General features: G+C 66.0%; 21 protein-coding genes. 16 read left to right on the top strand and 5 right to left on the bottom strand.

Annotated elements, in window-relative coordinates; all coding sequences use genetic code 11:
- Positions 1 to 605 precede the first annotated feature (605 nt).
- Positions 606 to 3,533, top strand: coding sequence for an isoleucine--tRNA ligase (ileS, locus tag IEV87_RS04110; RefSeq protein ID WP_188476399.1), 2,928 nt, complete (start codon positions 606 to 608; stop codon positions 3,531 to 3,533).
- Positions 3,534 to 3,581: 48 nt separating this feature from the next.
- Here ileS and IEV87_RS04115 read toward each other — a convergent pair whose 3' ends face one another.
- Together IEV87_RS04115 and IEV87_RS04120 are read right to left on the bottom strand one after the other, a co-directional pair.
- Positions 3,582 to 4,214: a peptidoglycan-binding domain-containing protein gene (locus IEV87_RS04115; protein WP_188476400.1), complete on the bottom strand. Its 633-nt coding sequence runs from the start codon at positions 4,212 to 4,214 to the stop codon at positions 3,582 to 3,584.
- Positions 4,211 to 5,584: a VPLPA-CTERM sorting domain-containing protein gene (locus IEV87_RS04120; protein WP_188476401.1), complete on the bottom strand. Its 1,374-nt coding sequence runs from the start codon at positions 5,582 to 5,584 to the stop codon at positions 4,211 to 4,213. The genes IEV87_RS04115 and IEV87_RS04120 overlap by 4 nt, the downstream gene beginning before the upstream one ends.
- 293 nt (positions 5,585 to 5,877) lie before the next feature.
- On the opposite strand from IEV87_RS04120, the gene IEV87_RS04125 reads away from it, so the two are divergent.
- From IEV87_RS04125 to IEV87_RS04135, 3 genes are read left to right on the top strand one after another with little or no spacing between them, the layout of a single operon-like run.
- On the top strand, positions 5,878 to 7,239 hold the full coding sequence (locus IEV87_RS04125; RefSeq protein ID WP_188476402.1) for a DUF4123 domain-containing protein: 1,362 nt from the start codon (positions 5,878 to 5,880) through the stop codon (positions 7,237 to 7,239).
- A complete protein-coding gene (locus IEV87_RS04130) occupies positions 7,236 to 9,020 on the top strand; it encodes a hypothetical protein (RefSeq protein ID WP_188476403.1) in 1,785 nt (594 codons plus the stop codon). Before IEV87_RS04125 ends, IEV87_RS04130 begins: the two co-directional genes overlap by 4 nt.
- A gap of 9 nt (positions 9,021 to 9,029) precedes the next feature.
- Positions 9,030 to 9,431, top strand: coding sequence for a hypothetical protein (locus IEV87_RS04135; protein ID WP_188476404.1), 402 nt, complete (start codon positions 9,030 to 9,032; stop codon positions 9,429 to 9,431).
- Positions 9,432 to 9,437: 6 nt separating this feature from the next.
- On the opposite strand, the gene IEV87_RS04140 is transcribed toward IEV87_RS04135, so the two are convergent.
- A complete protein-coding gene (locus IEV87_RS04140; RefSeq protein ID WP_188476405.1) occupies positions 9,438 to 10,451 on the bottom strand; it encodes a ketopantoate reductase family protein in 1,014 nt (337 codons plus the stop codon).
- Positions 10,452 to 10,851: 400 nt separating this feature from the next.
- Here IEV87_RS04140 and IEV87_RS04145 point away from each other — a divergent pair, with 400 nt between their 5' ends.
- The 6 genes from IEV87_RS04145 (at position 10,852) to preA (ending at position 17,676) form a co-directional block, all read left to right on the top strand.
- Positions 10,852 to 13,026, top strand: coding sequence for an anthranilate synthase component I (locus IEV87_RS04145; protein ID WP_188476406.1), 2,175 nt, complete (start codon positions 10,852 to 10,854; stop codon positions 13,024 to 13,026).
- 184 nt (positions 13,027 to 13,210) lie between these two features.
- Positions 13,211 to 13,537, top strand: a complete 327-nt coding sequence (locus tag IEV87_RS04150; RefSeq protein WP_188476407.1) for an H-NS histone family protein — start codon at positions 13,211 to 13,213, stop codon at positions 13,535 to 13,537.
- A gap of 188 nt (positions 13,538 to 13,725) precedes the next feature.
- Positions 13,726 to 15,060, top strand: a complete 1,335-nt coding sequence (locus tag IEV87_RS04155) for an NAD(P)-dependent oxidoreductase (RefSeq protein WP_188476408.1) — start codon at positions 13,726 to 13,728, stop codon at positions 15,058 to 15,060.
- A 31-nt stretch (positions 15,061 to 15,091) separates the two neighbouring features.
- Positions 15,092 to 15,979 carry a class I SAM-dependent methyltransferase gene (locus tag IEV87_RS04160; RefSeq protein WP_188476409.1) on the top strand — a complete coding sequence of 296 codons (888 nt, stop codon included), beginning with the start codon at positions 15,092 to 15,094 and terminating at the stop codon, positions 15,977 to 15,979.
- Positions 15,979 to 16,368 carry a VOC family protein gene (locus IEV87_RS04165; RefSeq protein WP_188476410.1) on the top strand — a complete coding sequence of 130 codons (390 nt, stop codon included), beginning with the start codon at positions 15,979 to 15,981 and terminating at the stop codon, positions 16,366 to 16,368. Before IEV87_RS04160 ends, IEV87_RS04165 begins: the two co-directional genes overlap by 1 nt.
- A 3-nt stretch (positions 16,369 to 16,371) precedes the next feature.
- Positions 16,372 to 17,676, top strand: coding sequence for an NAD-dependent dihydropyrimidine dehydrogenase subunit PreA (gene preA, locus IEV87_RS04170; protein ID WP_188476411.1), 1,305 nt, complete (start codon positions 16,372 to 16,374; stop codon positions 17,674 to 17,676).
- Between the two features lie 281 nt (positions 17,677 to 17,957).
- Here preA and IEV87_RS04175 read toward each other — a convergent pair whose 3' ends face one another.
- Both IEV87_RS04175 and IEV87_RS04180 read right to left on the bottom strand, forming a co-directional pair.
- Positions 17,958 to 19,190 (bottom strand): MFS transporter, encoded by a 1,233-nt coding sequence (locus tag IEV87_RS04175; RefSeq protein WP_188476412.1) that lies wholly within the window; start codon positions 19,188 to 19,190, stop codon positions 17,958 to 17,960.
- A gap of 156 nt (positions 19,191 to 19,346) precedes the next feature.
- Positions 19,347 to 19,964, bottom strand: a complete 618-nt coding sequence (locus IEV87_RS04180) for a TetR family transcriptional regulator C-terminal domain-containing protein (RefSeq protein WP_188476413.1) — start codon at positions 19,962 to 19,964, stop codon at positions 19,347 to 19,349.
- Positions 19,965 to 20,158: 194 nt separating this feature from the next.
- Between IEV87_RS04180 and IEV87_RS04185 the strand changes: the two genes are divergently transcribed.
- The 6 genes from IEV87_RS04185 to IEV87_RS04210 all read left to right on the top strand — a co-directional run bounded on the left by IEV87_RS04185 (position 20,159) and on the right by IEV87_RS04210 (position 26,605).
- The gene (locus tag IEV87_RS04185) at positions 20,159 to 21,409 is read left to right on the top strand and encodes a Zn-dependent hydrolase (protein ID WP_188476414.1); all 1,251 of its coding nucleotides are present in this window, start codon (positions 20,159 to 20,161) and stop codon (positions 21,407 to 21,409) included.
- An 80-nt stretch (positions 21,410 to 21,489) separates the two neighbouring features.
- A complete protein-coding gene (hydA, locus tag IEV87_RS04190) occupies positions 21,490 to 22,950 on the top strand; it encodes a dihydropyrimidinase (protein ID WP_188476415.1) in 1,461 nt (486 codons plus the stop codon).
- Positions 22,951 to 23,733 carry an ABC transporter ATP-binding protein gene (locus IEV87_RS04195; protein WP_188476416.1) on the top strand — a complete coding sequence of 261 codons (783 nt, stop codon included), beginning with the start codon at positions 22,951 to 22,953 and terminating at the stop codon, positions 23,731 to 23,733.
- Between the two features lie 98 nt (positions 23,734 to 23,831).
- Positions 23,832 to 24,749 carry an ABC transporter permease gene (locus IEV87_RS04200; RefSeq protein ID WP_188476417.1) on the top strand — a complete coding sequence of 306 codons (918 nt, stop codon included), beginning with the start codon at positions 23,832 to 23,834 and terminating at the stop codon, positions 24,747 to 24,749.
- A gap of 2 nt (positions 24,750 to 24,751) precedes the next feature.
- A complete protein-coding gene (locus IEV87_RS04205; RefSeq protein WP_188478339.1) occupies positions 24,752 to 25,597 on the top strand; it encodes an ABC transporter permease in 846 nt (281 codons plus the stop codon).
- A gap of 18 nt (positions 25,598 to 25,615) precedes the next feature.
- Complete coding sequence (locus tag IEV87_RS04210) at positions 25,616 to 26,605, top strand: ABC transporter substrate-binding protein (RefSeq protein WP_188476418.1); 990 nt, start codon at positions 25,616 to 25,618, stop codon at positions 26,603 to 26,605.
- Positions 26,606 to 26,687 lie beyond the last annotated feature (82 nt).

Consider the following 26,687-nt stretch of genomic DNA (forward strand, 5'->3'; position numbering starts at 1 on the left):
CCGATGTGGACGCGACAGCGGCCCGGGCAGCGCCTGTCCGCCCCCGGGACAGGCGCTTCGTCACCGCAGGCGCGGGGATTGAGCGGGGGGCTTTCACGGCGGGATAAAGCGGCGACCTCCGGTGTCGCGAGCGCCTCTCCGCGGACAGGCACTGCCCTCTGTGGTGCCGGGCGCAGTCTCGTAGCTTCGGGAGATCCTCGGGTCATGCCGGGGGATGACCGTGTGCGGGCGACGAGGTCCTCACCCCGCCCGAAGCGGCCGCGCCAGCGGCCCGGATAGGCGCTGCCCTCTGTTGCGATGTGCTGTCATCCTCGGACTTGATCCGAGGATCTCGTGGCTTCCTTAGACCTCCGGGTCAAGTCCGAGGATGACGGGAAGCTCACCGTCGCACCGTCTCTCCACCTCACACCAACCCGAACCCCGGGACGTTTCGCCGCTTTACCCTCACCGGGGGCGGGCCTATAAGGCGGGCGAGATGGGATATTTCGCGATCATCCTCCGAATTAGCGGCCCGGCGCTCTGAGCAGAGACGCCGGGACAAGGCGCATGGGACACCGCGCCGCCCCTCATCCCAGACCTGACGATCAAGAGACGGACCGCAAGACATGTGCGCCGACACGCCCGATACGACACCCGACTACAAAGACACCCTGAACCTGCCGAAGACCGATTTCCCGATGCGCGCGGGACTTCCCAAACGCGAACCGGACTGGCTGGAGCGCTGGTCCCGGATCGGGGTCTACGACCGGCTGCGCAAGCTTGAGGGGCGGAAACCCTTCGTGCTGCACGACGGCCCTCCCTATGCCAACGGGCATCTGCATATCGGGCACGCGCTGAACAAGATCCTCAAGGATATGGTCGTGCGCTCGCACCAGATGATGGGGTTCGATGCGCGCTACATCCCCGGATGGGACTGCCACGGCCTGCCGATCGAGTGGAAGATCGAGGAACAGTACCGCGCCAAGGGGCTCGACAAGGACGCCGTCCCGGTCGTGGACTTCCGCCAGGAATGCCGCAAGTTCGCCGAGGGCTGGATCGACGTGCAGCGGGAGGAGTTCAAGCGGCTCGGCGTCACCGGGAACTGGGCGGATCCGTATCTGACGATGGATTTCCATGCGGAACGGGTGATCGCGGAGGAGTTCATGAAATTCCTCATGAACGGGACGCTCTACCAGGGGTCGAAGCCGGTGATGTGGTCTCCGGTCGAGAAGACCGCGCTGGCCGAGGCGGAGATCGAGTATCACGATCACAAGAGCCATACGATCTGGGTGCCGTTCCGGGTTGTGAAGGCAGGGCCTGCCTCTCCGGCGTCGGACATGCTGGGGATGAAGGTTGTGATCTGGACCACGACGCCCTGGACGATCCCGTCCAACAAGGCCGTCGCCTATAATCCCAAGATCGCCTATGGGCTTTACGAGGTCACCGGGCGGCCCGAGGAATGCTGGGCGACCATTGGCGACCGTTACCTGCTGGCCGACGCGCTGGCGGAAGAGGTGCTTGGCCGGGCGCGGCTGGAACCGTCAATGTACCGCCGCCTGCGCGATGTGAGCGCGGAGGAACTGGAGGGGCTGGTTCTGGAGCACCCCCTCGCCGGGGCCGAAGGCGCTGACGGCTTCTGGGACTACGAGGTTCCGATGATCGACGGCGACCATGTCACCGACGACGCGGGGACCGGGTTCGTGCATACCGCGCCATCGCACGGGGCGGATGACTACGAATGCTTCGTCAAGCGGAACTGGCTGGACCGGATGACCCACAACGTGGGCGAGGAATCCGAGTTCCTGCCGCATGTGCCGTTCTTCGCCGGTCTCCATGTGCTCGACGCGAAGGGCAAGGAGGGTAAGGCCAACACCGCCGTCATCGACAAGCTGGTCGAGGTCGGGGGGCTGCTGGCGCGCGGACGGGTGACGCATTCCTACCCGCACAGCTGGCGGTCGAAGGCACCGATCATCTTCCGCAACACGCCGCAATGGTTCGCCGCCATCGACAAGCCTGCCGGGGGTGACGACAGCTATGGCGAGACGATCCGCCAAAGGGCGCTGACCTCCATCGACCAGTTGGTGAAGTGGTGGCCGAAGACCGGACGCAACCGGCTGTATTCGATGATCGAGGCGCGGCCGGACTGGGTTCTGTCCCGCCAGCGGGCCTGGGGCGTGCCGCTGACCTGCTTCGTGAAGAAGGGCGCTCTGCCGACCGATGCGGATTTCCTGCTGCGGGATGCGGGCGTGAATGCCCGGATCGCGGAGGCGTTCGAACAGGGCGGCGCGGATGTCTGGTACGCAGAGGGCGCGAAGGCGCGGTTCATCGGGGATGCGGCGAACCCGGACGACTATGAACAGGTGTTCGACGTTCTCGACGTGTGGTTCGATTCCGGCTCCACCCATGCCTTCGTGCTGCGTGACCGGGCCGATGGTGCGCCCGAGGGGATCGCGGATGTCTACCTTGAAGGCACCGACCAGCACCGGGGATGGTTCCATTCCTCGATGCTGCAGGCCTGCGGGACGAAGGGGCGCGCGCCTTACCGGAACGTGGTGACGCACGGGTTCACGCTGGACGAGAAGGGCAACAAGATGTCCAAATCGCTTGGCAACACCATCGTGCCCGAGAAGGTGGTGAAGGAATACGGGGCGGATATCCTGCGGCTCTGGGTGGCGCAGGCGGATTATTCCGCCGACCAGCGCATCGGGCCGGAGATCCTCAAGGGGACGGCGGACAGCTACCGGCGGCTGCGCAACACGATGCGCTTCATGCTCGGCTCTCTCGGGGATTTCCGGGAAGAGCACCGGGTCGCGCCGGAGGAGATGCCGGAACTGGAACGGTGGGTCCTGCATCGGCTGGCGGAGCTGGATCAGCAGGTGCGGGAGGGCTATGCCTCCTTCAACTACCAGGGTGTGTTCCGCGCGGTGTTCGACTTTGCCACGGTGGACCTGTCGGCCTTCTATTTCGACATCCGCAAGGACGCGCTCTATTGCGACGGCGACACGGCTCGCGCCAAGGCGGCGCGCACCGTGCTCGACATCCTGTTCCACCGGCTGACCACCTGGCTTGCGCCGGTTCTGGTCTTCACGATGGAAGAGGTCTGGCTGGAGCGGTATCCGGGCGAGGAGTCTTCGGTGCATCTGGTCGACTTCCCCGACACTCCGGCGGACTGGCGGGACGATGCGCTGGCGGCCAAATGGAGTAAGGTGCGTTCCGCCCGGCGCGCGGTCACGGCGGCGCTTGAGATCCAGCGGACGGAGAAGGTGATCGGTGCCTCGCTCGAGGCGGCGCCGGTGGTGCATGTCGAGGATGGCGCGATGCTGGAGGCGCTGAAGACCGTGGCGTTCGAGGATATCTGCATCACCTCGGACATCTCGCTGACCGGCGATCCGGCCCCGGCAGAGGCGTTCCGCCTGCCGGAGGTGCCGGGCGTGGCCGTGGTCTTCGAGGAGGCGGAGGGCGAGAAGTGCCAGCGCTGCTGGAAGATCCTTCCGGACGTCGGCACGCATTCCCACCCCGGCACCTGCGCGCGGTGTGACGCGGCGCTTGGCTGATCTGACGGTCTGTTCCCCCGGTTCCGGGCCGGGGGAATGCGCTAAGGGTCAGGGGAAAAGGGCGTTCATCGTCGGCAGGTCGGGCAGGCCGCTTTCCGGCAATCCGGCCTTTTTCTGATAGCTCTGCAAAGCCCTGGCAAAGGCGTCGTCAAAGCTGCCCTCGGGCGTCGGGACGTCGATGCCTTCGGCGATCAGGCGTGCACGGACGCGGGTCAGGACGCTTGGGTAGATATAGACGCCCCGGTCGCCGACACGCACGGACACCAGTTCCTCGGCCGCCGTCATGCGCTGCGGCTGCAGCGCGCCGACCAGCTTTCCGGTGGCGGTGACATAGGCGTCTTCGGGGTTCTCGCGGCAGTATTTTGCGAGCTTGGCCTGGATCAGTTCGGACGCCTGCCAGGGGGTCAGATCGTAGGTGTCCTGCGCAAACACGTTGGAGCCGGAGACAAAACCGTCCGTCCAGCTGGAAAAGGCTATGATCTGGTCGCGGTTGCGGTCGTCCAGCGCCCTGGTGAAATCGGCGCAGCTGCGCAGGCCGATGCCATCGATCGCGAAAGCGCCGTTGTTGTCGGCGGCCTCAGCCGGGAGGGCAGAGAGGAGCAGGACAAGCGCGGGGCCGAGACAGAGAGAGGGCCGCGCGACGGCGGCCCTCCGTGTCGTTCGAGACAGGTCTCCGGTCAAATCGATACCCTGCGGCGGCGCATCAGGCCCAGACCGGCAAAGGCGGAGCCCATGAGCAGCAGACCGGCGGGCAGCGGCACCGCGCCGACAACTTCGGTGATCGGGGTCTGGACGATCGTGACGAAGGTATTGGCCTGTACGTTGGTCAGGGCGATGCCGGTCACGAAGGCGAGGTTGTTGTCGGGGTCGAGCATCAGGTCCGGGTCGATGCCGGTGATGGTGAAATATTCGACCGGGGTATCGAAGGTGTAGATCTGTCCCGACAACAGGGTGACGCTGGTCGCGCCGAAGGTCAGCGTGTACTGGCCGTCGCCGTCCGCCACGGTGCCGATGCTCGGCGCCTGCACGGCAGAGAAGCTCGCCCCGGTGACTTCGTAGGTGTAGCCGGTGGCGATGACCGGGTCGATGAAGATCACCTGACCGGTCACGATGTCGCTTGCGGGGATGTTGAACTCGAACCCGCCCTGCGGACCGACGTTGTCGGGCAGCAGCGGTGCGGCCTCGGACGACCCGGGGGCCGGGGGCACGGCGTTGCCGAACAGCGTGTTGGTCGTGTAGGTGATCGTCTGGTTCGGCGCCAGCACGACGTGGTTCAGCTGCGCCATGGTGATGTCGTAGACGCCGTCGGTGAAGCCGTCGTTGTCGTTGTCGCCGGCCACCGTGTTGTCCAGCGGGCTGCCGGACGCGATGCGGGAGCGGAGGCCGGAGTAGGAATCGATCTCGAAGGACTGGCTGCCGCCGGGCAGGGTCATGCCGGTGACGGTGCGGCTGATGCCGACGAAGGTATCGGTGTTGGACCCGTTGGTGGTGCTGTCGGTTTCGAAAAGCACTTCGCGTCCGGCGAGGGAGATCCGGCCACCGGCATCCGCGATGCTGCCGTCGAAATCGAGGTCCCCGTCGATGTAGCGGACGATGTCGAAGCTGTTCTGCACGTCGGCGTTGGTGATGGAAAACTGCTGGCTCAGGACCGTGCCGACCCGCGTCGAGCCTTCGAAGGAATCGAGCAGGCGCTGCGTCAGGGTGATGTTCAGCAGGTTGACGCCGAAGTTCGTGACCAGTTCCGTCCCGCTTTGCGAAACGACGGTTGCGGTGCGTGTCGCGGCGCTGCCAGCGGGAACGCGGCCGTTCACGAAGGGGAAATAGACGAAGCTTTCGAACACGGTGGTCGCCGGTCCGTTGGCGCCGATCGGGTCGTAGATCGCGCCGCCGGCCTCGGTCCCGATGAAGGCGGTGCCGAAGGAGCCGTAGGCGTCCACCTCGACCGTGAGGGTGCCGTCTCCGGTCCCGTTGGAGAGGGTGAAGGCGTTGGCGGGGGACGCGAGGATGCTCGCACACAGCAATGCGGCGAGCGGTTTCAAGGGGAATGTCATCGGAGAGACTCTCGGATATCTATGCGGGAAATAGTGGAAGAATTTGGAGTTAACGCCGGGTAATGCTGCGCCCAATTCTGCTGAGTCGTCAATCATTGTTGATCGTCCGGACAAAAATACCGCTCTGGGTTGCGGCCATTTGTGAGGGGCTCATACAAGAGGTTGTGTCTGCCGCGGTTCCGATGCGCAGGACGGTGAGAGCCGCCCGGCTTGCGGCGGATCAAGGCGCTTGTGCCGCAGGGGGATGCGGGTATCGTGCCCCCGATTGATCGGAGTGATTTGCCGGTATCTGTATGCGCGGATTCGAAAATTCCGGTTCCCTTGCGGAGATGAGCGCCGCGCCCGCGGGACCTCCTCCCGCGGCGAAACTGGTGTGCGGCGATCCGGTCGACCCGCTGGACATGCAATTCGGGGTCATCGCGCCGAAGTCCGTTCCCGACAATCTGCACGACATGGTCTTCGGGCCGGTTGCGGGTGAGGACTGCCCGACCTACGCCATTCTGAACGGCGCCAAGATCGACGCGCTGCCGCAGAGATTGGCGATGTCGGGGCTTGAACACGCCTGCCTGTTCCAGGGCGAGGCCTTCGAGGAGATGGGAGAGGTCGCGCCCTGGGTCGTGCGGATCGAGGACGGCAACCGGCTGGTCCAGCAGATGTTCACGGCGGCGGATTCTCCGCTGTTCCTGTGGGCGCAGGAGGCTTTCGTCGTGCTGCGCAGCCCGGCCCCGCTGTCAGCGCTTGTCCGGCACCTGCGGAGATACACGCGGATCCGCGACGAGGCCGGGGCGTGGTTCTACCAGTGCTTCTGGGAGCCGGCGACGCTTGGCGCATGGACGGACGGGCGGCACACGCCGTTCCTCGGCGCGGAGGAGGCGGTGATCCGGCGGGTGATCGGCATCAGCGACAACCGCCCGCTGGTGATCGACCTGCCCGAACGGGCGTGGGAGCGCGCGCCGGGCCCGCCTCTGCTGACGGCGGAGGACCGGGCGCGGTTCGATGCGGTGGTGCGGGATGCCTATGCGCGCAAGCTGGCGGGGGATCTGGTTGCTGTCACGCCGGGGCAATGCGCGGCGCTTGGCCTGTCGGGTCCCGGTCCGCTGGCGGAGAGCATCGTCTGGCTATCCGGGCAACTGGCGCATGTCGGGTTCACGCGGCGGTCGGACATCGGGCGGGTGGCGGTTTGTGCGCTCTACCTCGGCACATATTTCCTGAACGACCCGCGGCTGCAGGCCCTGGTGGCCGGGACGCTGCTGGTATCCGGCCCGGCGCCGGGCCTGCGGGCGCTGCGGCTTGAACAGGCGCTCAAGCAGGTGCCGCTGTTCCAGGTGGCGATTGCGGGGCGGGCGCTTCCTGCGGTGGTCGCGGACCTCGCCATGCTCGAGGAAACCGGCGCGCTTCCCGCGACCTGCTGGCCGGCAGCGGGGCTGGAGCGTTCGGAGATGCGCGACCGCTTCGTCGCGGAGTGCGGGGCGCAGGCCGATCTGGCGGGCCTGTCGCCGGACCGTCCGGTGCGGCTGGCGCATCTGCGGCTGGCGATGACCTGGGGGCCCTGGGTGCTGTCGGACCCGCTGCACCGCCCGCTGCTCGCCGCGCTGCATCAGCCGGACCCGGTGGCGGCGCTGCGTGCGGTGCTTGGCAGGAGGACGGCGGCATGACCGACCAGTCCGGCGAATATGCCAACGCACAGGCCGTGGCGGCGGGCCAGTCGGGGGAGGGCACGGGCGGCGGCTGCGCGGCCTGTCACCTCGGCAACTGGGTGCATGTGCGCTACGAATATACCGACAAGTCCCCGGTGACCGACGCGGTCTACGTCGTCCAGAAGCCCAACAACGGTGAGCCGGGCGGCGAGATCATCGCCGAGGGGCCGCTCACCGTCACCGAAGGCTCTGCCCATTCCTACGTGCATGTCGACCTTGGAGACTACGACGGCGAGGTGGAGGTCTATTTCTACGACGACCCCGACGACGTGATCCCCTACGAGGAGCCGAACCCCGTCAAGGACGAGCGCGGCTGGTTCGAGAAAAGCGTCGACTATATCACCGAGACCACAAAGGACGGGCTGAGCTGGGTCGGCGGCACGCTCATGGGCGATTTCAACGAGGACATGACGACCTCTCAGATCATCGCCAATACGGTGGTTACCATGGTGCCGGTGGTGGACCAGATCGGCGACGCGCGCGACCTGGCCGCCCATGCCAAGATGCTGATCTGGGACAAGCGACACAACGATCCCTGGGTCTGGGTCGGGGTGGTGGCCTGCCTGATCGGGCTGATCCCGACGCTCGGGTCGCTGGCCAAGGGGATCGTGCGGCTGACGTTCAAGAACCTCGGCAATATCGGCGAGATCCTGATCCTCATCAATCGCTGCGCCAACAAGCTGGGGTTCAAGATCAACGGCGTGCGGACGATCAACAAGGTCGCCGACGAACTCGTTGCGCGCTCGGGCGATTTCGTGAAGCAGTTCCAGGACTATCTCGACATCCTGTCCGGGCGCATCACCTCGACCGTGGGCTGGGTGAACAAGGCGGCGGTGGCGCAGCTTGTGGCGCAGATCGAGGTGGTGAAGAAGCTGGCCGCCGACAAGATCCCCGAAAGCGCGAAATACGTTGCCGACCTGCTGAGGAAGGGACTGAAGGAGGCGGCGTCCTTCGTGGCGAAAGGACAGAACCGCAGCGCCATCATCGTGCGGCGGGTGACCGAGGCGGTGATCGAAATCAAGGTATTCAAGACCTGGAAGGAGTTCGCGGAGAAGTTCAAACGCGCGGATTTCGATCCGAACGCCCCCGACGTCGGCGCCGTGCCGATCGACCTGCGGAAGTTCGAGCAGGACGAACTCGTCCGCAAGAAGGAACTGCGTGCGCTGCTGCCCGAGCTGAAGAAAGAGCTGGACGCCCTGGGGCCGGATAACCCGTTCAAGAACTACTCGACCGGGGAACTCTACGATGTGCTCAGGACTTTCGACGGAAAACCGCGCCTGCGGAACTTCGAGGAGGACCCCTGCGAAATCTACCGCGTGGTCCAGAGCGACTATTCAGCGGGCGGCGAATTCTGGTCGCCGCGCAAGCCGGCCCAGACCGAGGCCGAATGGCGCAACGGCAACGCGGTGCTTCAGGAATGGAACAGCGCGGACGGTTACGTGAAGATGAAGGCCCCGCCGCCGAAATACGGCATCATGGGCGACATCGCCGCGCAGCGCAGCAAGAAGCACCCCGATCTGCTGCTCGAGGGCGGGCAGCCGCAGATTTACTTCCCCAAGGCGGGCGGGCCGAGCGCGAAGTATGACACGATCGCGCCCTTCGGCAGCGTGGCCGAGATCGAGGCGAAGATGGCCAGGGACGGCGGGGGATACTATCCGACGCCCTGGAACGAAAAGAACCAGTCCGTCGCGCTGAAGGGGGCGGTCCGGGCCGGCACGGCGACGGAATGCGACAAGTAGGATGACACGATGACACCGCGCGAGGCGCTTTATTCCGAGGTCGATCAGACCCTGTCCGCCGGAGAACGGCTCTGGTCCGACATGGTCCGCCGGGTGATCTGGGAACTGGAGGAACCGGACCGCCCGCGCGACACCTATGCGACGATTGCGGACGAGAGGGAAACCGGGCCCGCGGCGTTGCTGGCGCGGCTGCGCGAAACCGGCAACCCCTTCGGCGCGGCCCTGCGCCGGCTTCGTCGCGCGCTGGCCGAGGGGGATTACGACGCGGCCTTCCTCTGTATCACGCAGCCGGTGGACGAGGTCTCGGACCTCAAGCATTTCGGGATCTACATCTTCGCGCTCGACGCCTTCGTGCCGATCCGGGAACGGCTGGTCGAGCTGTGGCTGCAGTCCGCCGATGTCGAAGGCTGAGGCCGCCTAAAGCTCCCGCGTCGCTTCAACCGCCTGAAGGATTCCCGTCGCCAGCTCCAGCATGGGGCAGGGGACGCCGCGCGCACGGCCGACGGCCGCGGCGGCGGCAAAGATCGGGTCGATCTCCATCGGGCGGCCCTTTTCCAGATCCTGCAGGGTGGAGGCCTTGAACGGGTTGCGCATCGCCAGGTCCAGCCGCTTGTCGGTCGGCATGGCGATGGTCGCGCCCTCCGCCGCGGCAATGGCGCGGACCTCCTCCATGATGGCGGCGGTGAAGGCGCGGATGGCGGGGGTCTTCAGGTTCTCCGCGCTGGCGGTGCGGGTGATGGCGGCGACGGAATTGAGCGCGCAGTTCGACATCATCTTGGTCCAGAGCGCATCGGCGAAGGGGTCGGTTTCCCGGATGTTCCAACCGGCGGCGCGCAGCAGTCCGGCGATGCGGGCGACGTCGCTGCGGTCCTGTCCGGGCAGGCGGCCGAGGTCGAGATAGCCCTCGATGTCGTAGGAGATCAGCCCCGGTTCCGGGTTCGACGCGCCGAGATAGGCGATGGAGCCGATCGCGCGCTCCGGTCCGATGTCGCGCCAGAGCACACCGCCGGGGTCGACCTCCCCGACGCCCTTCACGCCGCCGCTGCCATCGGGGACCGGGTACCACCAGGGAACGCCGTTCACGACCGGAAGGATGCGGCCATGCGGGGCGAGAAGACGGGCGAGGGTGCCGGAAAGCGGCGCGATCTGGTGGCCCTTCAGGGCGGTGATGACCACGTCCTGCGGTGGCAGGCTGTCGGGATCGCCGGTGGCGGTGACGGGGATCGTCTCCACCGTTCCGTCGGGGCGCCGCAGGCGCAGGCCCGCGTCCTGCATCGCCGCCAGATGCGCGCCGCGCGCCACAACGGTCACCGCGCCCAGATCGCCCTGGTTCCGGGCGTTGGTCAGCAGGGCGGCAATGACGCCGCCGATGGCACCGGCGCCGTAGACGCAGACATCGAGCGGGCGGTCGGGGAGCGGGGGCAGTGTCATGAGGGGTCTCTCGTCTGTGGGTCGCGGGCGACCTTAGGTGCAGGACCGGGCGGGGTCGAGGGGCCATCGACCGGTCCGGGGGCTCTCTGCCCCTCGCCGCGCGCCGCGGCGCCCGCCGAGCATATTTGACGGACCAGAGAGGGGGCTTTCATCTTGCCTGAAATATCCCGGGGTGAGCCCCGGACGGGGCGAGGGGCAGCGCCCCTCCGGCGACCCATTTACAAGGGGCAGGCGGCTTGGTACTCCTGCCGCGTTGAACAAGAGGGACGTGCCATGACCGGCATCCTGTGGCAGGGCGATCAGATCGGAGGGCGATGGCGCGGCGTGAACCGCAGCTGAGCCTATTTCCTGCCATCGTGGCGGCCGACCGGGCCAGCCGCATCCGAATGCGAGACCACCCATGACCGATCTGACCTACCAGACCGCCGGCGGCCTGACCGTCACCCGGCGCGAGATCCCCGCCGATTACCACAACGACACCAATCGCCTTGCCGAACAGCTCGACGCGCATCGCGGGGCGCTGTTTTCGTCGAATTACGAATACCCCGGCCGTTACACGAGGTGGGAGTTCGGCTTTGCCGAGCCCCCGGTGATGATCGAGTCGCGCGGGCGGGACATGGCGATTTCCGCGCTGAACCCGCGCGGGGGCGTTCTGCTGTCGCTGCTGCGACCGGTGATCGAGGGGCTGCCGGAGGTCGCGGCCTTCGAGGCGGGAGAGAACCGGCTGCGGCTGCGCATCCGCGATCCCGAACGGGTCTACAACGAGGAGGAGCGCTCGCGTGCGCCCTCCGTCTTCTCGGTGCTCAGGGCCATCGTCGGGCTGTTCCGGTCGGAGGAGGATCATCACCTCGGGCTTTACGGCGCGTTCGGCTATGACCTGGCCTTCCAGTTCGAGCCGATCGCGTATCACCTCGATCGTCCCGCCGACCAGCGCGACCTGGTGCTGTTCCTGGCCGATGACCTGCTGGTGGCGGATCACTACTCGGCCAGCGCCGTGCGCTATCGATATGAAATCGCCGGCAACGGGCTGAGCACCGAAGGGCTGGCCGGGGGCGGCGCGGAAGAGCCGTTCGAAACCGGGCGGCAGGACGTGCCGCGCGGCGATCATGCGCCGGGCGAATATGCGGAGCTGGTGCGGCAGGCCAAGAAGAGCTTTCTGCGCGGCGACCTGTTCGAGGTGGTGCCGGGACAGGTGTTCTATGAACCCTGCAAGGACAGCCCCTCGGCCATCTTCAAGCGGCTGAAGAAGATCAACCCGGCGCCCTTCGGTTTCATCATGAACCTTGGCGAGCGGGAATATCTGGTCGGCGCGAGCCCCGAGATGTTCGTGCGCGTTACGGGGCGGCGGGTGGAGACCTGCCCGATTTCCGGCACCATCAAGCGGGGCGCGGATGCGATCGAGGACAGCGAGCAGATCCTGAAGCTTTTGCAGTCCAAGAAGGACGAGAGCGAACTGACGATGTGTTCCGACGTGGACCGCAACGACAAGTCCCGGGTCTGCGATCCGGGGTCGGTGCGGGTGATCGGGCGGCGGCAGATCGAGATGTATTCGCGCCTGATCCACACCGTCGATCATATCGAAGGGCGGCTGCGTGCCGGCATGGACGCCTTCGACGCCTTCCTGTCCCACGCATGGGCGGTGACGGTGACCGGGGCGCCGAAGCTCTGGGCGATGCGGTTCATCGAGAAGCACGAGAAGAGCACACGCTTCTGGTACGGCGGCGCGGTCGGGGCCATCGGGTTCGACGGCGACATGAACACCGGGCTGACCCTGCGCACCATCCGCATCAAGGACGGGGTGGCGGAGGTGCGCGCCGGGGCCACGCTTCTCTATGACAGCGACCCGGACGAGGAAGAGGCGGAGACGGAGCTGAAGGCCAGCGCCATGCGGGCGGCCATTCGCGGTGACGTGCCCACCAACACCGGTGGCGGCGATGGCTGGAGAGTTGCGAAGGGCAGGGGGCGGCGCATTCTGCTCGTCGATCACGAGGACAGTTTTGTCCATACTCTTGCGAATTATTTCCGCCAGACCGGGGCGGAGGTTCTGACCGTACGGACTCCGGTCGCGGGGCCGGTTTTCGACGATTACCGTCCGGACCTCGTCGTATTGTCCCCCGGACCCGGCACGCCGGGTGATTTCGATTGCCGGGGGACGCTCGAGAATGCGCTGTCGCGGGGCATGCCGGTTTTCGGCGTCTGTCTCGGGCTGCAGGCAATTGCGGAATATTTCGGGGCGACGCTCGGTCAGCTGGAGGTGCCGATGCATGGCAAGCCCTCGCGCATCCGGGTGAGCGACCCCGGTCTGGTTTTCGACGGCCTGCCCGAGACGGTGACGATCGGGCGGTATCATTCACTGCACGCGCGGATGGACACGCTTCCCGAGGCGCTGCGGGTGACCGCGACGACATCCGACGGCATCGTCATGGGGCTGGAGCATCGCGACCTTCCGGTGGCCGCGGTGCAGTTCCATCCGGAATCCATCATGTCTCTCGGGCAGGATGCCGGGATGCGGATGGTAGAAAACGTGGTCAGTCTTCTGGTTCCACGAAATTCGGATTCTTTAACGTCAGTTTAAAGGATGAGGATAATGCCCGGGTTTTCCCGGGCATTATCATTTCGGCAAGGCCTCGCCGGTAATGGGATCTGACACAAATTGCATCTTGCGACCTTAAATCCGCGGTCATACTGCGATAGAATGTGAGTGATTGGGGGGTAATTAAACGCTGCGGTCGCAGCATCCGATTAAGAAAGAGGACCCGATGACAACTGTCGACCTGAACGCCCTGTCGCTGGAAGACCTTAAAAAACTTCGCAAGGACGTCGATTCCGCAATCAAGAACTTTGAAGAACGGAAAAAGAAATCCGCTCTGGCCGAGCTTGAGGCGAAAGCCGCCGAACTTGGCTTTTCGCTGTCCGAACTGGCCGGGGCCGGTGGACGCGGCCGCAAGGTCAACCCGCCGAAATACCGCCACCCGGAAAATCCCGAAATGACCTGGAGCGGTCGCGGGCGTCAGCCGGACTGGTACAAGGAAATTGTCGGTGCGGGCACCGATCCCGAGGATCTGCTGATCGCCAAGTCGAAGTGATCCCGGCCCTTCGGGGTCGTGACTGTCTTTGGTGACAGGGGCAAAACCGGGCCGGGAGGTATCCCGCTGCCCGGTTTTTCATCCTCTGCCGGCGAAATCGGTCCGCGGGGTCGGGTCGATAAATTTACCATTTGATAAAATTTTGATCCGTGCCACGCTGCGGGGGAGGACATCCGCCGGAGACACAGATGAGCCATTCGCCCCGCACCGACGGCATCGCCGCCAGCCGCCTGACGCCGGACCAGCTGGCGCAGAACTTCACCGACCTGCACCCCGCGCTTGATCCGCACGAGGCGCATGTGGCTGCGGACCGGTGCTATTTCTGCCATGACGCCCCCTGCATGACGGCCTGCCCGACCTCGATCGACATCCCGCTGTTCATCCGCCAGATCGCCACCGGCACGGCGGAGGCGGCGGCAAAGACGATCTTCGAGCAGAACATCCTTGGCGGCATGTGTGCCCGGGTCTGCCCGACGGAGACGCTCTGCGAGGAAGTCTGCGTGCGCGAGGTGGCCGAGGGCAAACCGGTGGAGATCGGCCGGCTCCAGCGCTATGCCACGGACCGGCTGATGGCGAAGAACGTGCATCCCTTCGACCGCGCCGCGCCGACGGGCAAGCGGGTCGCCGTGGTCGGCGCGGGTCCGGCGGGTCTGTCCTGCGCGCACCGGCTGGCGATGAAGGGGCATGACGTCGTGATTTATGACGCGCGGCCCAAGCCGGGCGGGCTAAACGAATATGGCATCGCCAGTTACAAGTCGACCAACGGGTTCGCACAGGCCGAGGTGGACTGGCTGATGCGCATCGGCGGGATTGAACTGCGGACCGGTCAGACTCTGGGGGCCGATGTGACGCTCGATGGTCTGGCGGCCGACTATGACGCCGTGTTCCTTGGCATGGGTCTGGGCGGGGTCAATGCGCTTGGCCTAGCGGGCGACGACCTGTCGGGGGCGGCGGATGCGGTGTCGTTCATTGCCGACCTGCGGCAGGCTGACGACCTGACCGTACTGCCCGTGGGGCGCGACGTGGTGGTGATCGGTGGCGGGATGACGGCGGTGGATGCGGCGGTACAGTCGAAGCTGCTTGGCGCGCAGACCGTCACCATCGCCTACCGGCGCGGGCAGGACCGCATGGCGGCCTCGGTCTATGAACAGGAGCTGGCGAGCGCGAAGGGCGTTCATATCCTGACGAATGTTCAGCCCGTGGCGCTGCATGGTTCGGATGCGCTGGAGGCTGTGGAGTTCGAATATACCGAAGACCGCGACGGACGGCTGACCGGTACGGGCGAGCGGATCCGCATTCCCGCAGACCAGTGCTTCCGCGCGGTCGGTCAGGTTCTGGCGGACACGCCTCAGGGGATCGACCTCACGGGCGGCAAGATCGCCGTCACTGGGGCCGGGCGCACCTCCCGCGCGGGGGTGTGGGCCGGGGGCGACTGTGCAAGCGGTGGCGACGACCTGACCGTGACCGCCGTGGCGGAAGGGCGCGACGCGGCGGAAGACATCCACGCCGTGCTGATGGAATAGGGCGGTGCAGACCGGGGGACGGATTTGTGATATGCCACCGGTATTTTTCATGGCTGCCGCAGGCGCCGCGAAACGGGGGACGGACATGCCGGATGTCGATGCCGCATTGAACACCCACTACACGACGGGTCACCTGCGCGAGGCGTTCCTGGCGGGCATCCGGGCCTCCGGCGCCGACCCGGACGCGCTGCGCCACGAGGACATCGAGAACGGTGACGAGTTCCACACCGGCGGCGGGCGCGCGACCGACGACCTGCTGGCGCAGGTGCCGCTGGCGCGCGGCATGCGGGTGGTGGACATCGGCTGCGGGGTCGGCGGTCCGGCGCGCAAGTTGGCCTTCCACCACGGCTGCCACGTCACCGGCATCGACCCGACGGAGGAATTCATCGACCTCGCGCGGGAGCTGTCGTCGCGCACCGGTCTTTCCGATCTGACGGAGTTCGTCGTGGGCAGCGGCACCGACCTGCCGCTCGCGGACGGATCGCAGGACCTTGCCCTGCTGCTGCATGTGGGCATGAATATCCCCGACAAGCCCGCCCTGATGGCGGAGGCGTTCCGTGTGCTGAAGCCCGGCGGGCATTTCGCGATCTTCGACGTGATGCGTGGCGGGGGCTCCGGATCGCCCGGCTATCCGCTGCCCTGGTCCAGCGTGCCCGAGACATCGTTCCTGGAACCGCTCACCGCCTATCGCGATATGGCAGAAGCGGCGGGGTTCACGTTGCACGCCTCCCGCGACCGGTCGGATTTCGCGCTGGACTTCACCGCGCGGATGAAGGCGCAGTTGGCAGAGAGCGGGCCGCCGCCGCTTGGTCCGCACGTGATGATGGGCGCGGGCGCGCCGGTGCGGATGGCCAATTTCAACGCCGCCATTGCCGCCGGTCAGACCGCGCCAACCGAATTGATCCTGAGGAAGCCGTGATGGGGCTGAAGCGCATCAACTTCACCGATCTGCCTGTTGCCGATTACCAGCGGGCGCTTGAATTTTACCGCGACACCCTCGGCATGGGCGTGCAGACCGATGCCGACTACGGTCCCGGCGGGCGCTGGATTTTCCTGACCGTGCCGGGGGCGGAGACGATGCTGCATTTCGTGCCCTCCGGTCAGCTGACCCGACCGGAGGGCCAGCCCGCGCTCTACCTCGTCTGCGACGATGCGGATGCGGAGGCCGCGCGGCTGAAGGCGGCGGGGGTGGCGATCCACTCCGGCCCCGATGACGCGCCCTGGGACCCCACGGTGAGATGGGTGATGATCCACGACAGCGAGGGCAACCTCGTCCTGCTGCAATCCAGCCAAAGCGAAGGAGCCTGAGCCATGGCCGACCTGACGACAGACTTCCTGGGGATCAAATCTCCGAACCCGTTCTGGCTGGCCTCGGCCCCGCCGACGGACAAGGAGTACAACGTGCGCCGCGCGTTCGAAGCGGGCTGGGGCGGTGTCGTCTGGAAAACCCTCGGCGAGGCCGGGCCGCCTGTGGTCAACGTGAACGGCCCCCGTTATGGCGCGATCTGGGGCGCGGACCGCCGGCTGCTTGGTCTCAACAACATCGAACTGATCACCGACCGCGACCTCTATCGCAACCTGGAGGAGATGACGCTGGTCAAGAAGGACTATCCGGACCGCGCGCTGATCGCCTCGATCATGGTCCCGTGCGAGGAGGCGTCGTGGAAGGCGATCCTGCCGCTGGTGGAGGAAACCGGCGCGGACGGGATCGAGCTGAACTTCGGCTGTCCGCATGGCATGTCCGAACGCGGCATGGGGTCGGCCGTGGGGCAGGTGCCCGAATACATCCAGATGGTGACGGAGTGGTGCAAGATGTACTACTCAAAGCCCGTCATCGTGAAGCTGACGCCCAACATCACCGACATCCGCAAGCCTGCCACGGCGGCAAAGCTTGGCGGGGCGGATGCGGTCTCGCTCATCAACACGATAAACTCGATCACCCATGTCGACCTCGACCTGATGGCGCCTGAGCCGACGATCGACGGCAAGGGATCACACGGGGGGTACTGCGGCCCGGCGGTCAAGCCGATCGCCCTGTCCATGGTGTCGGAAATCGCACGCAATCCCGAAACGCACGGCCTGCCGATCAGCGGCATCGGCGGGGTGACGACCTGGCGCGACGCCGCCGAATTCATGGTGCTTGGCTGCGGCAACGTGCAGGTCTGCACGGCGGCCATGACCTATGGCTTCAAGGTGGTGCAGGAGATGATCTCGGGCCTGTCGCAGTGGATGGACGAGAAGGGCTATGCCTCTACCTCGGATTTCGTCGGCAAGGCGGTTCCGAATGTCACGGACTGGCAGCACCTGAACCTGAATTACGTGACGAAGGCGCGGATCAGTCAGGACGACTGCATCAAGTGCGGGCGCTGCTATGCGGCCTGCGAGGATACCTCGCACCAAGCGATCTCCATGTCGGCGGACCGGGTGTTCGAGGTGATGGACGACGAATGCGTGGCCTGCAATCTCTGCGTCAACGTCTGCCCGGTGGAGGACTGTATCACCATGGTGCAACTGCCCAAGGGCACGGTGGACCCGCGCACCGGGCGCGAGGTCGGGGACTATGCCAACTGGACCACGCATCCGAACAACCCGGGTGCGGTGAAGGCGGCAGAGTAGGCGCGCGGCACCGGGGGGCTGTCTGCCCCCCGCGACGGCCGATGGCCGTCTCCCCCCGAGGATATTTGTCAAACCAAAGAAGCAGGAGGTCACCCGCCGCCCCGCACCGGTCCGTCCTGCGGCCTAAGCGGTGGCGACGGGCTTCTTCGGTTTGCGGTCATCGGCGTCCCCGCCTGTACCGCAAGACCCAGACTGGCGCACAAGGGTTAGCAAAATGTTTCTTTGGTTTCGGAAATATCCTCGGGGGGTGCGGGGGGCAGACGGCCGCCCGTTCCGACGGATTACTCCAGCCCCTGCCGACGGGCGTCCCGGAGGGTCAGGGCAAAGAGCGCCAGCCCGGCCAGGCTGAGCGCCGCGCCGACATATCCCGAGGCCGGGAAGCCGTAGCCCGCCGCCACGACGCGGGCGGCGAGAAAGGGGCCGAGCGCATTCGCGAGGTTGAACGCGGCGTGGTGGAGCGAGGCGGCGAGCTGCTGCGCCTCTCCGGCGACGTTCATCAGGCGGGTCTGGAGCACGGTCGACACGCCGCCGAGCAGGCCCATGAACAGAACCGGGACGGCCATGGTCCATAGCCCCGCTTGCGCCGCCAGCGGGTAGCAGGCCAGCACCAGCGCGCCGCCTCCGAAGGCCAGAACGGCGGTGGCGTTCATGTTGCGGTCGGCCAGTGCGCCCATCACAAGGTTGAACACGGTCATGCCCGCACCCGCGGTCATGAGCATCAGTGCCACCGCGGTTTCCGAGCCTCCGAGCGTCGTCTGTACGGTCGAGGCGATGTAGGTGTAGACGGCGAAGAACCCGCCGAAGCCGATCGCCCCGGTCGCGAGGGTCAGCCAGACCTGCCGGTTCTTCAGCGCGGCGAGTTCGCGCAGCGGGTCGGCACCGGGGTCCGCGGGGGTGCGTGGGGCCTTCAGCGCGACCGCGACGGCTGTTGCAAGCGCAAGGCCCGCGACGATCACGAAGCCGGAGCGCCAGCCGAGCCCTTCGCTCAGCAGGCTGGCGGCGGGCACGCCAAGGGTCGTGGCGATGGTCAGTCCGAGAAAGACCCGCGCGATGGCAGAGGCGCGGCGATTGCGCGGTACCACGGAGGCGGCGACAAGGGCGGCCACCCCGAAATAGGCGCCATGCGGCAGCCCGGAGAGGAAGCGGGAGGCGGTGAACAGACCGAAGGTCGGTGCGAGCGCCGACAGCGCGTTGAACAGGGCGAAGGCCAGCATCAGCCAGATCAGCAGCACCCGTCGCCGCACCCGCGCTCCGGCCACCGCCAGCACCGGCGCGCCGACCACGACGCCAAGCGCATAGGCGCTGATCGCGTCGGCGGCGCGCGCCTCGGTCACGTCGAGGTCGGCGGCAAAATCCGGCAGCAGGGCCATGGCGGCGAATTCCGTCGTGCCGATGGCAAAGCCGCCCATGGCGAGGGCGGTCAGCACGGCACGGGCGGAGATCGCCGGGGCGGCGGAAAGGTCGCTATTCGGACGGGCGGGCAGGTCGGAGGGGTGCGCGCTGCGCAAGGTCATGGGATGTCTTTCAGGCTCCGGGGGGCCGCGGTGCGGGTATCCCTCAGTGTCTCCTCCCGAGGGCGTAGCTAACGGCATGCAGGACCCGCGGCAATCCCGGACGGGGCCGGGAGCGGGTTTGCGGAATTGTCGGGCAGGGAATGCCGGGGGGCGGTGTCACACCCTGAGCATGCGGGTGAACAGAGTGATCAGGTAGGTTTCGGCGTCCGGGAAGGGATCCTTTACGCCGGGGCCGAGCACACGGCGCACCTGCACGTCGAAATCGGCGTAGTGCTGGGTCAGCGACCAGATGGAAAAGATCAGGTGGCGCGGGTCGGAGGGCTGAAGCCGGCCGTCCTCCATCCACCGGGCGATCATCGCGGCCTTTTCGTCGACCAGCGGACGCAGATCGTTGGACAGGGCGGGTCCGATGTAGTCCGCGCCCTGCAGGATTTCGTTTGCGAACAGCCGGCTTTCGCGCGGCATGTCGCGGCTCATCGCCAGCTTGCGGCGGACGTAGGTGAGAAGTTCGTCGAGCGGCTCGCCCTCCGGGTCGATCTCGCGCAGGGGGGCGACCCAGGTGTCCATGAGCGTGTCGAGAAGGTGGGAGTGAATCGCTTCCTTGCTCGGGAAGTAATAAAGCAGGTTGGGTTTGGAGAGACTGGCCGCCCTTGCGATCTGGTCGACCGTTGCGCCCTTGAAACCATTGGTGGAGAAGACCTCGAGCGCGGCGTCGGTGATCGCGGCTATCTTGGTCCGCTGGATGCGGGTCTGGCCTGTGGCGCCGTCTTTCAAATCCTGCCCTCGTGCAAAATATATTTCCAATCAATGTTTCGGAGTTTTCCCGCCCCGTCTACCCATGACCAAAATTTGGTCGCCGGTGTGTGCGGGTTTTGCCGCCGGGGTGGCGAATTTCTTGACTGGACCCCGCCCTCTGATAGCCTCCGCTTTGACCGATTGGTCAAAATGTCGGCAATGCGGGGACGATGATGGCTGCACCGGGCGAGAACCTCAGAATCAACGGCGACCGGCTCTGGGACAGCCTGATGGAGATGGCGAAGATCGGCCCCGGCGTCGCGGGCGGCAACAACCGCCAGACCCTGACCGACGAGGATGCCGAGGGTCGCGCGCTGTTTCAGGGCTGGTGCGAGGCGGCGGGCTGCGAGATGGGGCTCGATTCCATGGGCAACATGTTCGCGACGCGCCCCGGCACCGATCCGGACGCGCTGCCGGTCTATGTCGGCTCGCATCTCGACACGCAGCCGACCGGGGGCAAGTACGACGGAGTGCTTGGCGTTCTCGGCGGGCTGGAGGTGGTGCGGACGCTCAACGATCTGGACGTGAAGACAAAGCATCCGATCGTCGTGACCAACTGGACGAACGAGGAGGGGACACGCTACGCCCCGGCCATGCTCTCCTCCGGTGTGTTCGCCGGGGTGCATGAGGAGGACTGGGCCAAGGCGCGTGTCGACGCCAAGGGCAAGGCCTTCGGGGACGAGCTGAAGCGGATCGGCTGGGAAGGGGACGAACCTGTCGGCCAGCGGAAGATGCACGCCTTCTTTGAACTGCATATCGAACAGGGCCCGATCCTGGAGGCCGAGGGCAAGGACATCGGCATCGTCACCCACGGACAGGGGCTCTGGTGGCTGGAGGTCACGCTGACCGGCAAGGACGCGCATACCGGGTCGACACCGATGGCGATGCGGGTGAACGCGGGGCTGGGCATGGCGCGGATCACAGAACTGGTTCACCGGATTGCGATGGAGAACCAGCCCGACGCGGTCGGGGCCATCGGCCAGGCGAATGTCTATCCGAATTCGCGCAACGTGATCCCCGGCAAGGCTGTGTTCACGGTGGATTTCCGGTCCCCGGATCAGGCGAAGCTGGACGGGATGCGCGACCGGCTGGAGGCGGAGGCGCCGAAGATCGCCGAGGAGTTGGGGCTCGGGATTTCCATCGAGGCGGTTGGTCATTTCGATCCGGTCACCTTCGACGACGGTTGCGTCGGCGCGCTGCGCTCGGCCGCCGAACGCCTGGGCTATTCGCATCGCGACATCATCTCGGGCGCGGGGCATGATGCCTGCTGGATCAACCGTGTCGCGCCGACGGCCATGGTTATGTGTCCCTGCGTGGACGGGCTGAGCCATAACGAGGCTGAGGAGATCAGCAAGGACTGGGCCTCGGCGGGGGCCGATGTGCTGCTGCATGCGGTGGTCGAGACGGCTGTCGTCGTCGATTAATAATAACGCCGGGGGCGCTGCCCCCGGAGCCCCCGGGATATTTGGGAAACCAAAGAGGGGCATGCCGAGGGAGAACGGACATGAGCAAGGTCATCAAGGGCGGCACCGTCGTCACCGCCGACCGTCAGGTGAAGGCCGATGTGCTGATCGAGGGCGAGACCATCGTCGAGATCGGCGAAAACCTGAAGGGCGACGAGGTGATCGACGCCTCGGAGGCCTATGTGATCCCCGGCGGGATCGACCCGCATACGCATCTGGAAATGCCCTTCATGGGCACCACGGCGGCCGAGACCTTCGAGACCGGGACCTGGGCGGCGGCGACGGGCGGAACCACGATGGTCATCGATTTCTGCCTGCCGGGCGAGGACGGGTCGATCAAGAATGCGATCCAGGAATGGCACCGCAAGTCCGCGCCGCAGATCTGTTCGGACATCGGCTATCACATGGCGATCACCGGATGGAACGAGCAGGTGTTTTCAGAGATGAAGGATGCCGTCGATGCGGGCGTGAACTCCTTCAAGCATTTCATGGCCTACAAGGGCGCGCTGATGGTGGAGGACGACGAGATGTTCGCGTCGTTCTCGCGCTGCAAGGAACTCGGCGCGCTGCCGATGGTGCATGCGGAGAACGGCGATCTGGTCGACCTGATGCAGAAGAAGTTCCTGGCCGAGGGCAAGACCGGGCCGGAATGGCACGCGCGCTCCCGCCCGCCGGAGTTCGAGGGCGAGGCGGCGAACCGGGCGATCACCATCGCGGATGCGGCCGGGGTGCCGCTCTACATCGTTCACGTGTCCTGCGAGCAGGCGCACGAGGCGATCCGGCGCGCGCGCCAGAAGGGGATGCGCGTCTATGGGGAACCGCTGGCGCAGTTCCTGACGCTGGATGATGACGAATACCTCTCCGAGGACTGGCTGCATTCGGCGCGCCGCGTGATGTCGCCGCCGTTCCGGGGCAAGGAACATCAGGACGGGTTGTGGGCCGGTCTCCAGTCGGGCTCCTTGCAGGTGGTGGCGACGGACCATGCGGCGTTCAATTCGGACCAGAAGAAGATGGGCGTCGGGGACTTCACCAAGATCCCGAACGGCACCAACGGGCTTGAGGAGCGGCTGGCCGTGCTCTGGACCCGCGGGGTTGAGACGGGCCGCCTGACGCCCGAGGAATTCGTCGCTGTGACCTCGACCAATATCGCGAAGATCCTGAACATGTATCCCCAGAAGGGGGCCATCGTGCCCGGTGCGGATGCGGATATCGTGGTCTGGGATCCGTCGATCAAGAAGACGATTTCGGCGTCCAATCACCATTCGATCCTGGATTACAACGTGTTCGAGGGGTTCGAGGTCACCGCGCAGCCGCGTTACACGCTGAGCCGGGGCGAGGTGATCTGGGCCTGGGGGCAGAACTCGCAGCCGCAGCCGGGCCGCGGGCGGTTCGTGCCGAGAAAACCGTTCGCTTCGGCGCACAAGGCGCTGAGCAAGTGGAAGGAGCTCAATTCGCCGCGCTCGGTGAAACGGGATCCGATGAACATCCCGGCGGGGATCTGAGTGTCTGCCGCTCCCGTTATTTCGGCCAGTTCGCTCGACCTGACCTTTCAGACCAACGACGGTCCGGTGCACGCGCTGAAGGGTGTGGACCTGGATATCGGGAAAGGCGAATTCGTCAGCTTCATCGGTCCGTCGGGCTGCGGCAAGACGACGTTCCTCAGGTGCATCGCGGCGCTGGAGGAGCCGACGGGCGGCACCCTGACCGTCAATGGCATGACGCCGGAGGAGGCGCGGAAGGCGCGGGCCTACGGCTATGTGTTCCAGGCTGCGGGGCTCTATCCGTGGCGGACCATCGCGGGGAACGTCAGGCTGCCGCTCGAGATCATGGGGTTTTCCAGGGCGGATCAGAAGGCGCGGGCCGAGAAGGTGCTGGACCTGGTCGACCTCGCCGGGTTCGGCGGCAAGTTTCCCTGGCAACTGTCGGGGGGGATGCAGCAGCGTGCCTCCATCGCGCGGGCGCTGGCCTTCGACGCGGATATCCTGCTGATGGACGAACCCTTCGGCGCGCTGGACGAGATCGTGCGCGACCACCTGAACGAGGAACTGCTGAAGCTCTGGGCGCGGACGGGGAAGACCATCGGCTTCGTAACCCATTCGATCCCAGAGGCGGTTTACCTGTCGACCCGCATCGTGGTGATGAGCCCGCGTCCGGGACGGATCACCGATGTCATTGAAAGTCCGCTGCCGAAGGAACGCCCGCTCGACATCCGCGACACGCCGGAGTTCCTCGAGGTGGCGCACAGGGTGCGTGAGGGGCTCAGGGCCGGGCATGCCTATGACTGATCCCTGCTTCATCTTGCCCCAAATACTCAGAACGGCGCGACGGCGGCCGGCGGCGGGCCGTGAGTATTTCTGGCAAGATGAAGCGGAAGGCGCGCGCGATGCGTAGCCTCGGTCCGGTTCTGGTCGTGGTCGCGGCGATTGTCGCGCTCTGGTATGCCGCCTGCGTGCCGATGAACATCCACACGGCGGTGACGGATGCGGAGCGGGCCGGGGTCGCAGTGTCGCCCGATGGCGCGGCGGTCCGGCGGGATATCGGCGCGCTGCGGCTGGCGCTTGGCAACACCCATGTCTGGGGCGACACCTTCGCGCAGGAGAAGCCGCGGCTGCCCGCGCCGCATCAGGTGGCGGCGGAGTTGTGGGATACGGTGGCGATGAAGAAGGTGAGCTCCAAGCGGAGCCTCGTCTATCACGGCTGGATCACCCTGTCGGCGACTTTGGTCGGCTTTGCCATCGGAACGGTGGCTGGGGTGCTTCTCGCGGTCGGCATCGTGCATTCCCGTGCCATGGACATGAGCGTGATGCCCTGGGCCATCGCGAGCCAGACGATCCCGATCCTCGCCATCGCGCCGATGATCATCGTGGTGCTGAATTCGGTCGGTGTGCAGGGGCTGGTTCCGAAGGCGATCATCTCGGCCTATCTGTCGTTCTTTCCGGTGGTGGTCGGGATGGTGAAGGGGCTGCGCTCTCCGTCGCCGATGGACCTGGATCTCATGCGGACCTGGAGCGCGAGCCGGGGGCAGACCTTCCGGAAGCTGCGGCTGCCGGCTTCGGTGCCGTATCTCTTCGCCTCGCTCAAGATCGGGATAGCGGCGTCGCTGGTCGGAGCGATTGTCGGTGAACTGCCGACGGGGGCGGTGCGCGGCCTTGGTGCGCGGCTGCTGACGGGGAGCTATTACGGCCAGACCATCCAGATCTGGTCGGCGCTGTTCGCGACGGCGATCCTCGCGGCGGGGCTGGTGGCGCTGATTTCGGCGCTGGAAAGGGCGACGCTGGCCCGCATGGGGGTAGGGCGGTGAGCCTGTTTTTGGTCCTGTTCGCGCTGCTGCTATGGGCGCTGGCCTGGTGGGTCAACGTACGGATCGCCAACGGTCCGGCGGCGGGGACGCGGGCGGCGCGGCTTGGCGTGCCGGCGATCTTCGGGCTGACGCTGCTGGTCATGTGGGAACTGGTGGTGCGCGGTCTTGGCGTGCCGCTGGTCATCCTGCCGCCGCCCTCGCTGATCGCGGAGCGGTTCGCGGGAAGCCTGCCGATCCTCTGGGCGGATTTCATGCAGACGGTCGTGAAGGGCGCGCTGTCGGGCTATGCGATCGGGTGTCTGGCCGCCTTCGGCACGGCGATCCTGGTCGACCGGAGCGATTTCCTGCGGCGCGGGCTGATGCCGGTCGGGTCCTTCGTCGCCGCGCTGCCGATCGTGGGCACCGCGCCGATCCTCGTCATGTGGTACGGGTTCGACTGGCAGAGCAAGGCGGCGGTGGTCGTGGTCATGGTTTTCTTCCCGATGCTGGTGAACATCACCGCCGGGCTGCAGGAGACATCCGCGATGCAGCGCGACCAGATGAAGACCTGGGCGGCAAGCTACTGGCAGGGCTTCTGGAAACTGCGGCTGCCGGCGGCCATGCCGTTCATCTTCAACGGGCTTAAAATTTCATCGACGCTGGCGCTTATCGGGGCGATCGTGGCCGAATTCTTCGGCTCGCCGATTGTCGGGATGGGTTTCCGCATATCAACATCCGTGGGACAGCTGGCGCTGGACATGGTCTGGGCGGAAATCGCCGTGGCCGCCATCGCCGGGTCTGCCTTCTACGGTGTCGTGGCCTTCATTGAGCGAAAGGTCACGTTCTGGCACCCCTCTCAGAGAGGGTAATAACAGGGAGTCTTCATGATGAAACAGCTACTTACAGGTGCGGCCCTCGCGGCTTTCGCCCTGACCGCCCCGGCGGCGCAGGCAGCGGACGAGGTCAAGCTTCAGCTTCAGTGGGTCACGCAGGCGCAGTTCGCCGGGTACTACGTGGCGCTGGAGAAGGGCTACTACGAGGAAGAGGGGCTGGACGTCACCATCCTGCCGGGCGGTCCGGACATCGCGCCGCCGCAGGTGCTGGCGGGCGGCGGGGCGGATGCCATGCTGAACTGGATGCCCTCGGCGCTGGCGGCGCGGGAAAAGGGCCTGCCGGTGGTGAACATCGCGCAGCCGTTCAAATCCTCGGGCCTGATGCTGACCTGCTGGAAGGACACCGGCATCACCGGGCCGCAGGACTTCAAGGGCAAGACCATCGGTGTCTGGTTCTTCGGCAATGAATACCCGTTCCTGTCCTGGATGAGCCAGGAGGGCATTTCGACGGAGGGCGGCGCGGATGGCGTCACGGTGCTCAAGCAGGGGTTCAACGTCGATCCGCTGATCCAGCGGCAGGCGGATTGCATTTCGACCATGACCTACAACGAATACGGTCAGGTGCTGGATGCGGGCGTCTCCGAGGATGAGCTTGTGACCTTCAAGTACGAGGACATGGGTGTCGCCACGCTGGAGGACGGGATCTACGTGCTGGAAGAGAACCTGGCCGATCCCGCCTTCAAGGAGAAGATGGTGAAGTTCGTGCGCGCCTCAATGAAGGGGTGGAAATACGCCGAGGAGAACCCGGACGAAGCGGCGGAAATCGTGCTGGAGAACGACGAGACCGGCGCGCAGACCGAAGCGCATCAGAAGCGGATGATGGGCGAGATCGCCAAGCTGACCGCCGGATCCGACGGGTCGCTGGACGAGGCCGATTTCCAGCGCACCGTGGACACGCTGCTGGCGGGCGGGTCGGACCCGGTGATCTCCAAGCAGCCCGAGGGCGCCTGGACGCATGAGATCACGGATGCGGCGCTGAAGTGATCCCGTCCCGGCCGGGTGCGGGCCTTTGGCCCGTGCCTCCGGCGGGGATATTTTTTGCAAGATGAAGGGGCGGCGGTCCGGT

Origin of the sequence: Primorskyibacter flagellatus (assembly GCF_014638275.1) — a bacterium.
GTDB lineage: Bacteria > Pseudomonadota > Alphaproteobacteria > Rhodobacterales > Rhodobacteraceae > Pseudooceanicola > Pseudooceanicola flagellatus_A.

Excerpts from the sequence above, each read along its gene's own strand:
- IEV87_RS04140 (WP_188476405.1), bottom strand. The coding sequence starts at position 10,451 with ATGACACTGCCCCCGCTCCCCGACCGCCCGCTCGATGTCTGCGTCTAC.
- preA (WP_188476411.1), top strand. The coding sequence starts at position 16,372 with ATGGCCGACCTGACGACAGACTTCCTGGGGATCAAATCTCCGAACCCG.
- IEV87_RS04210 (WP_188476418.1), top strand. The coding sequence starts at position 25,616 with ATGAAACAGCTACTTACAGGTGCGGCCCTCGCGGCTTTCGCCCTGACC.
- IEV87_RS04130 (WP_188476403.1), top strand. The coding sequence starts at position 7,236 with ATGACCGACCAGTCCGGCGAATATGCCAACGCACAGGCCGTGGCGGCG.
- IEV87_RS04185 (WP_188476414.1), top strand. The coding sequence starts at position 20,159 with ATGGCTGCACCGGGCGAGAACCTCAGAATCAACGGCGACCGGCTCTGG.
- IEV87_RS04135 (WP_188476404.1), top strand. The coding sequence starts at position 9,030 with ATGACACCGCGCGAGGCGCTTTATTCCGAGGTCGATCAGACCCTGTCC.
- IEV87_RS04150 (WP_188476407.1), top strand. The coding sequence starts at position 13,211 with ATGACAACTGTCGACCTGAACGCCCTGTCGCTGGAAGACCTTAAAAAA.
- IEV87_RS04200 (WP_188476417.1), top strand. The coding sequence starts at position 23,832 with ATGCGTAGCCTCGGTCCGGTTCTGGTCGTGGTCGCGGCGATTGTCGCG.
- IEV87_RS04160 (WP_188476409.1), top strand. The coding sequence starts at position 15,092 with ATGCCACCGGTATTTTTCATGGCTGCCGCAGGCGCCGCGAAACGGGGG.
- IEV87_RS04175 (WP_188476412.1), bottom strand. The coding sequence starts at position 19,190 with ATGACCTTGCGCAGCGCGCACCCCTCCGACCTGCCCGCCCGTCCGAAT.
- IEV87_RS04165 (WP_188476410.1), top strand. The coding sequence starts at position 15,979 with ATGGGGCTGAAGCGCATCAACTTCACCGATCTGCCTGTTGCCGATTAC.
- ileS (WP_188476399.1), top strand. The coding sequence starts at position 606 with ATGTGCGCCGACACGCCCGATACGACACCCGACTACAAAGACACCCTG.
- IEV87_RS04125 (WP_188476402.1), top strand. The coding sequence starts at position 5,878 with ATGCGCGGATTCGAAAATTCCGGTTCCCTTGCGGAGATGAGCGCCGCG.
- hydA (WP_188476415.1), top strand. The coding sequence starts at position 21,490 with ATGAGCAAGGTCATCAAGGGCGGCACCGTCGTCACCGCCGACCGTCAG.
- IEV87_RS04155 (WP_188476408.1), top strand. The coding sequence starts at position 13,726 with ATGAGCCATTCGCCCCGCACCGACGGCATCGCCGCCAGCCGCCTGACG.
- IEV87_RS04120 (WP_188476401.1), bottom strand. The coding sequence starts at position 5,584 with ATGACATTCCCCTTGAAACCGCTCGCCGCATTGCTGTGTGCGAGCATC.
- IEV87_RS04145 (WP_188476406.1), top strand. The coding sequence starts at position 10,852 with ATGACCGATCTGACCTACCAGACCGCCGGCGGCCTGACCGTCACCCGG.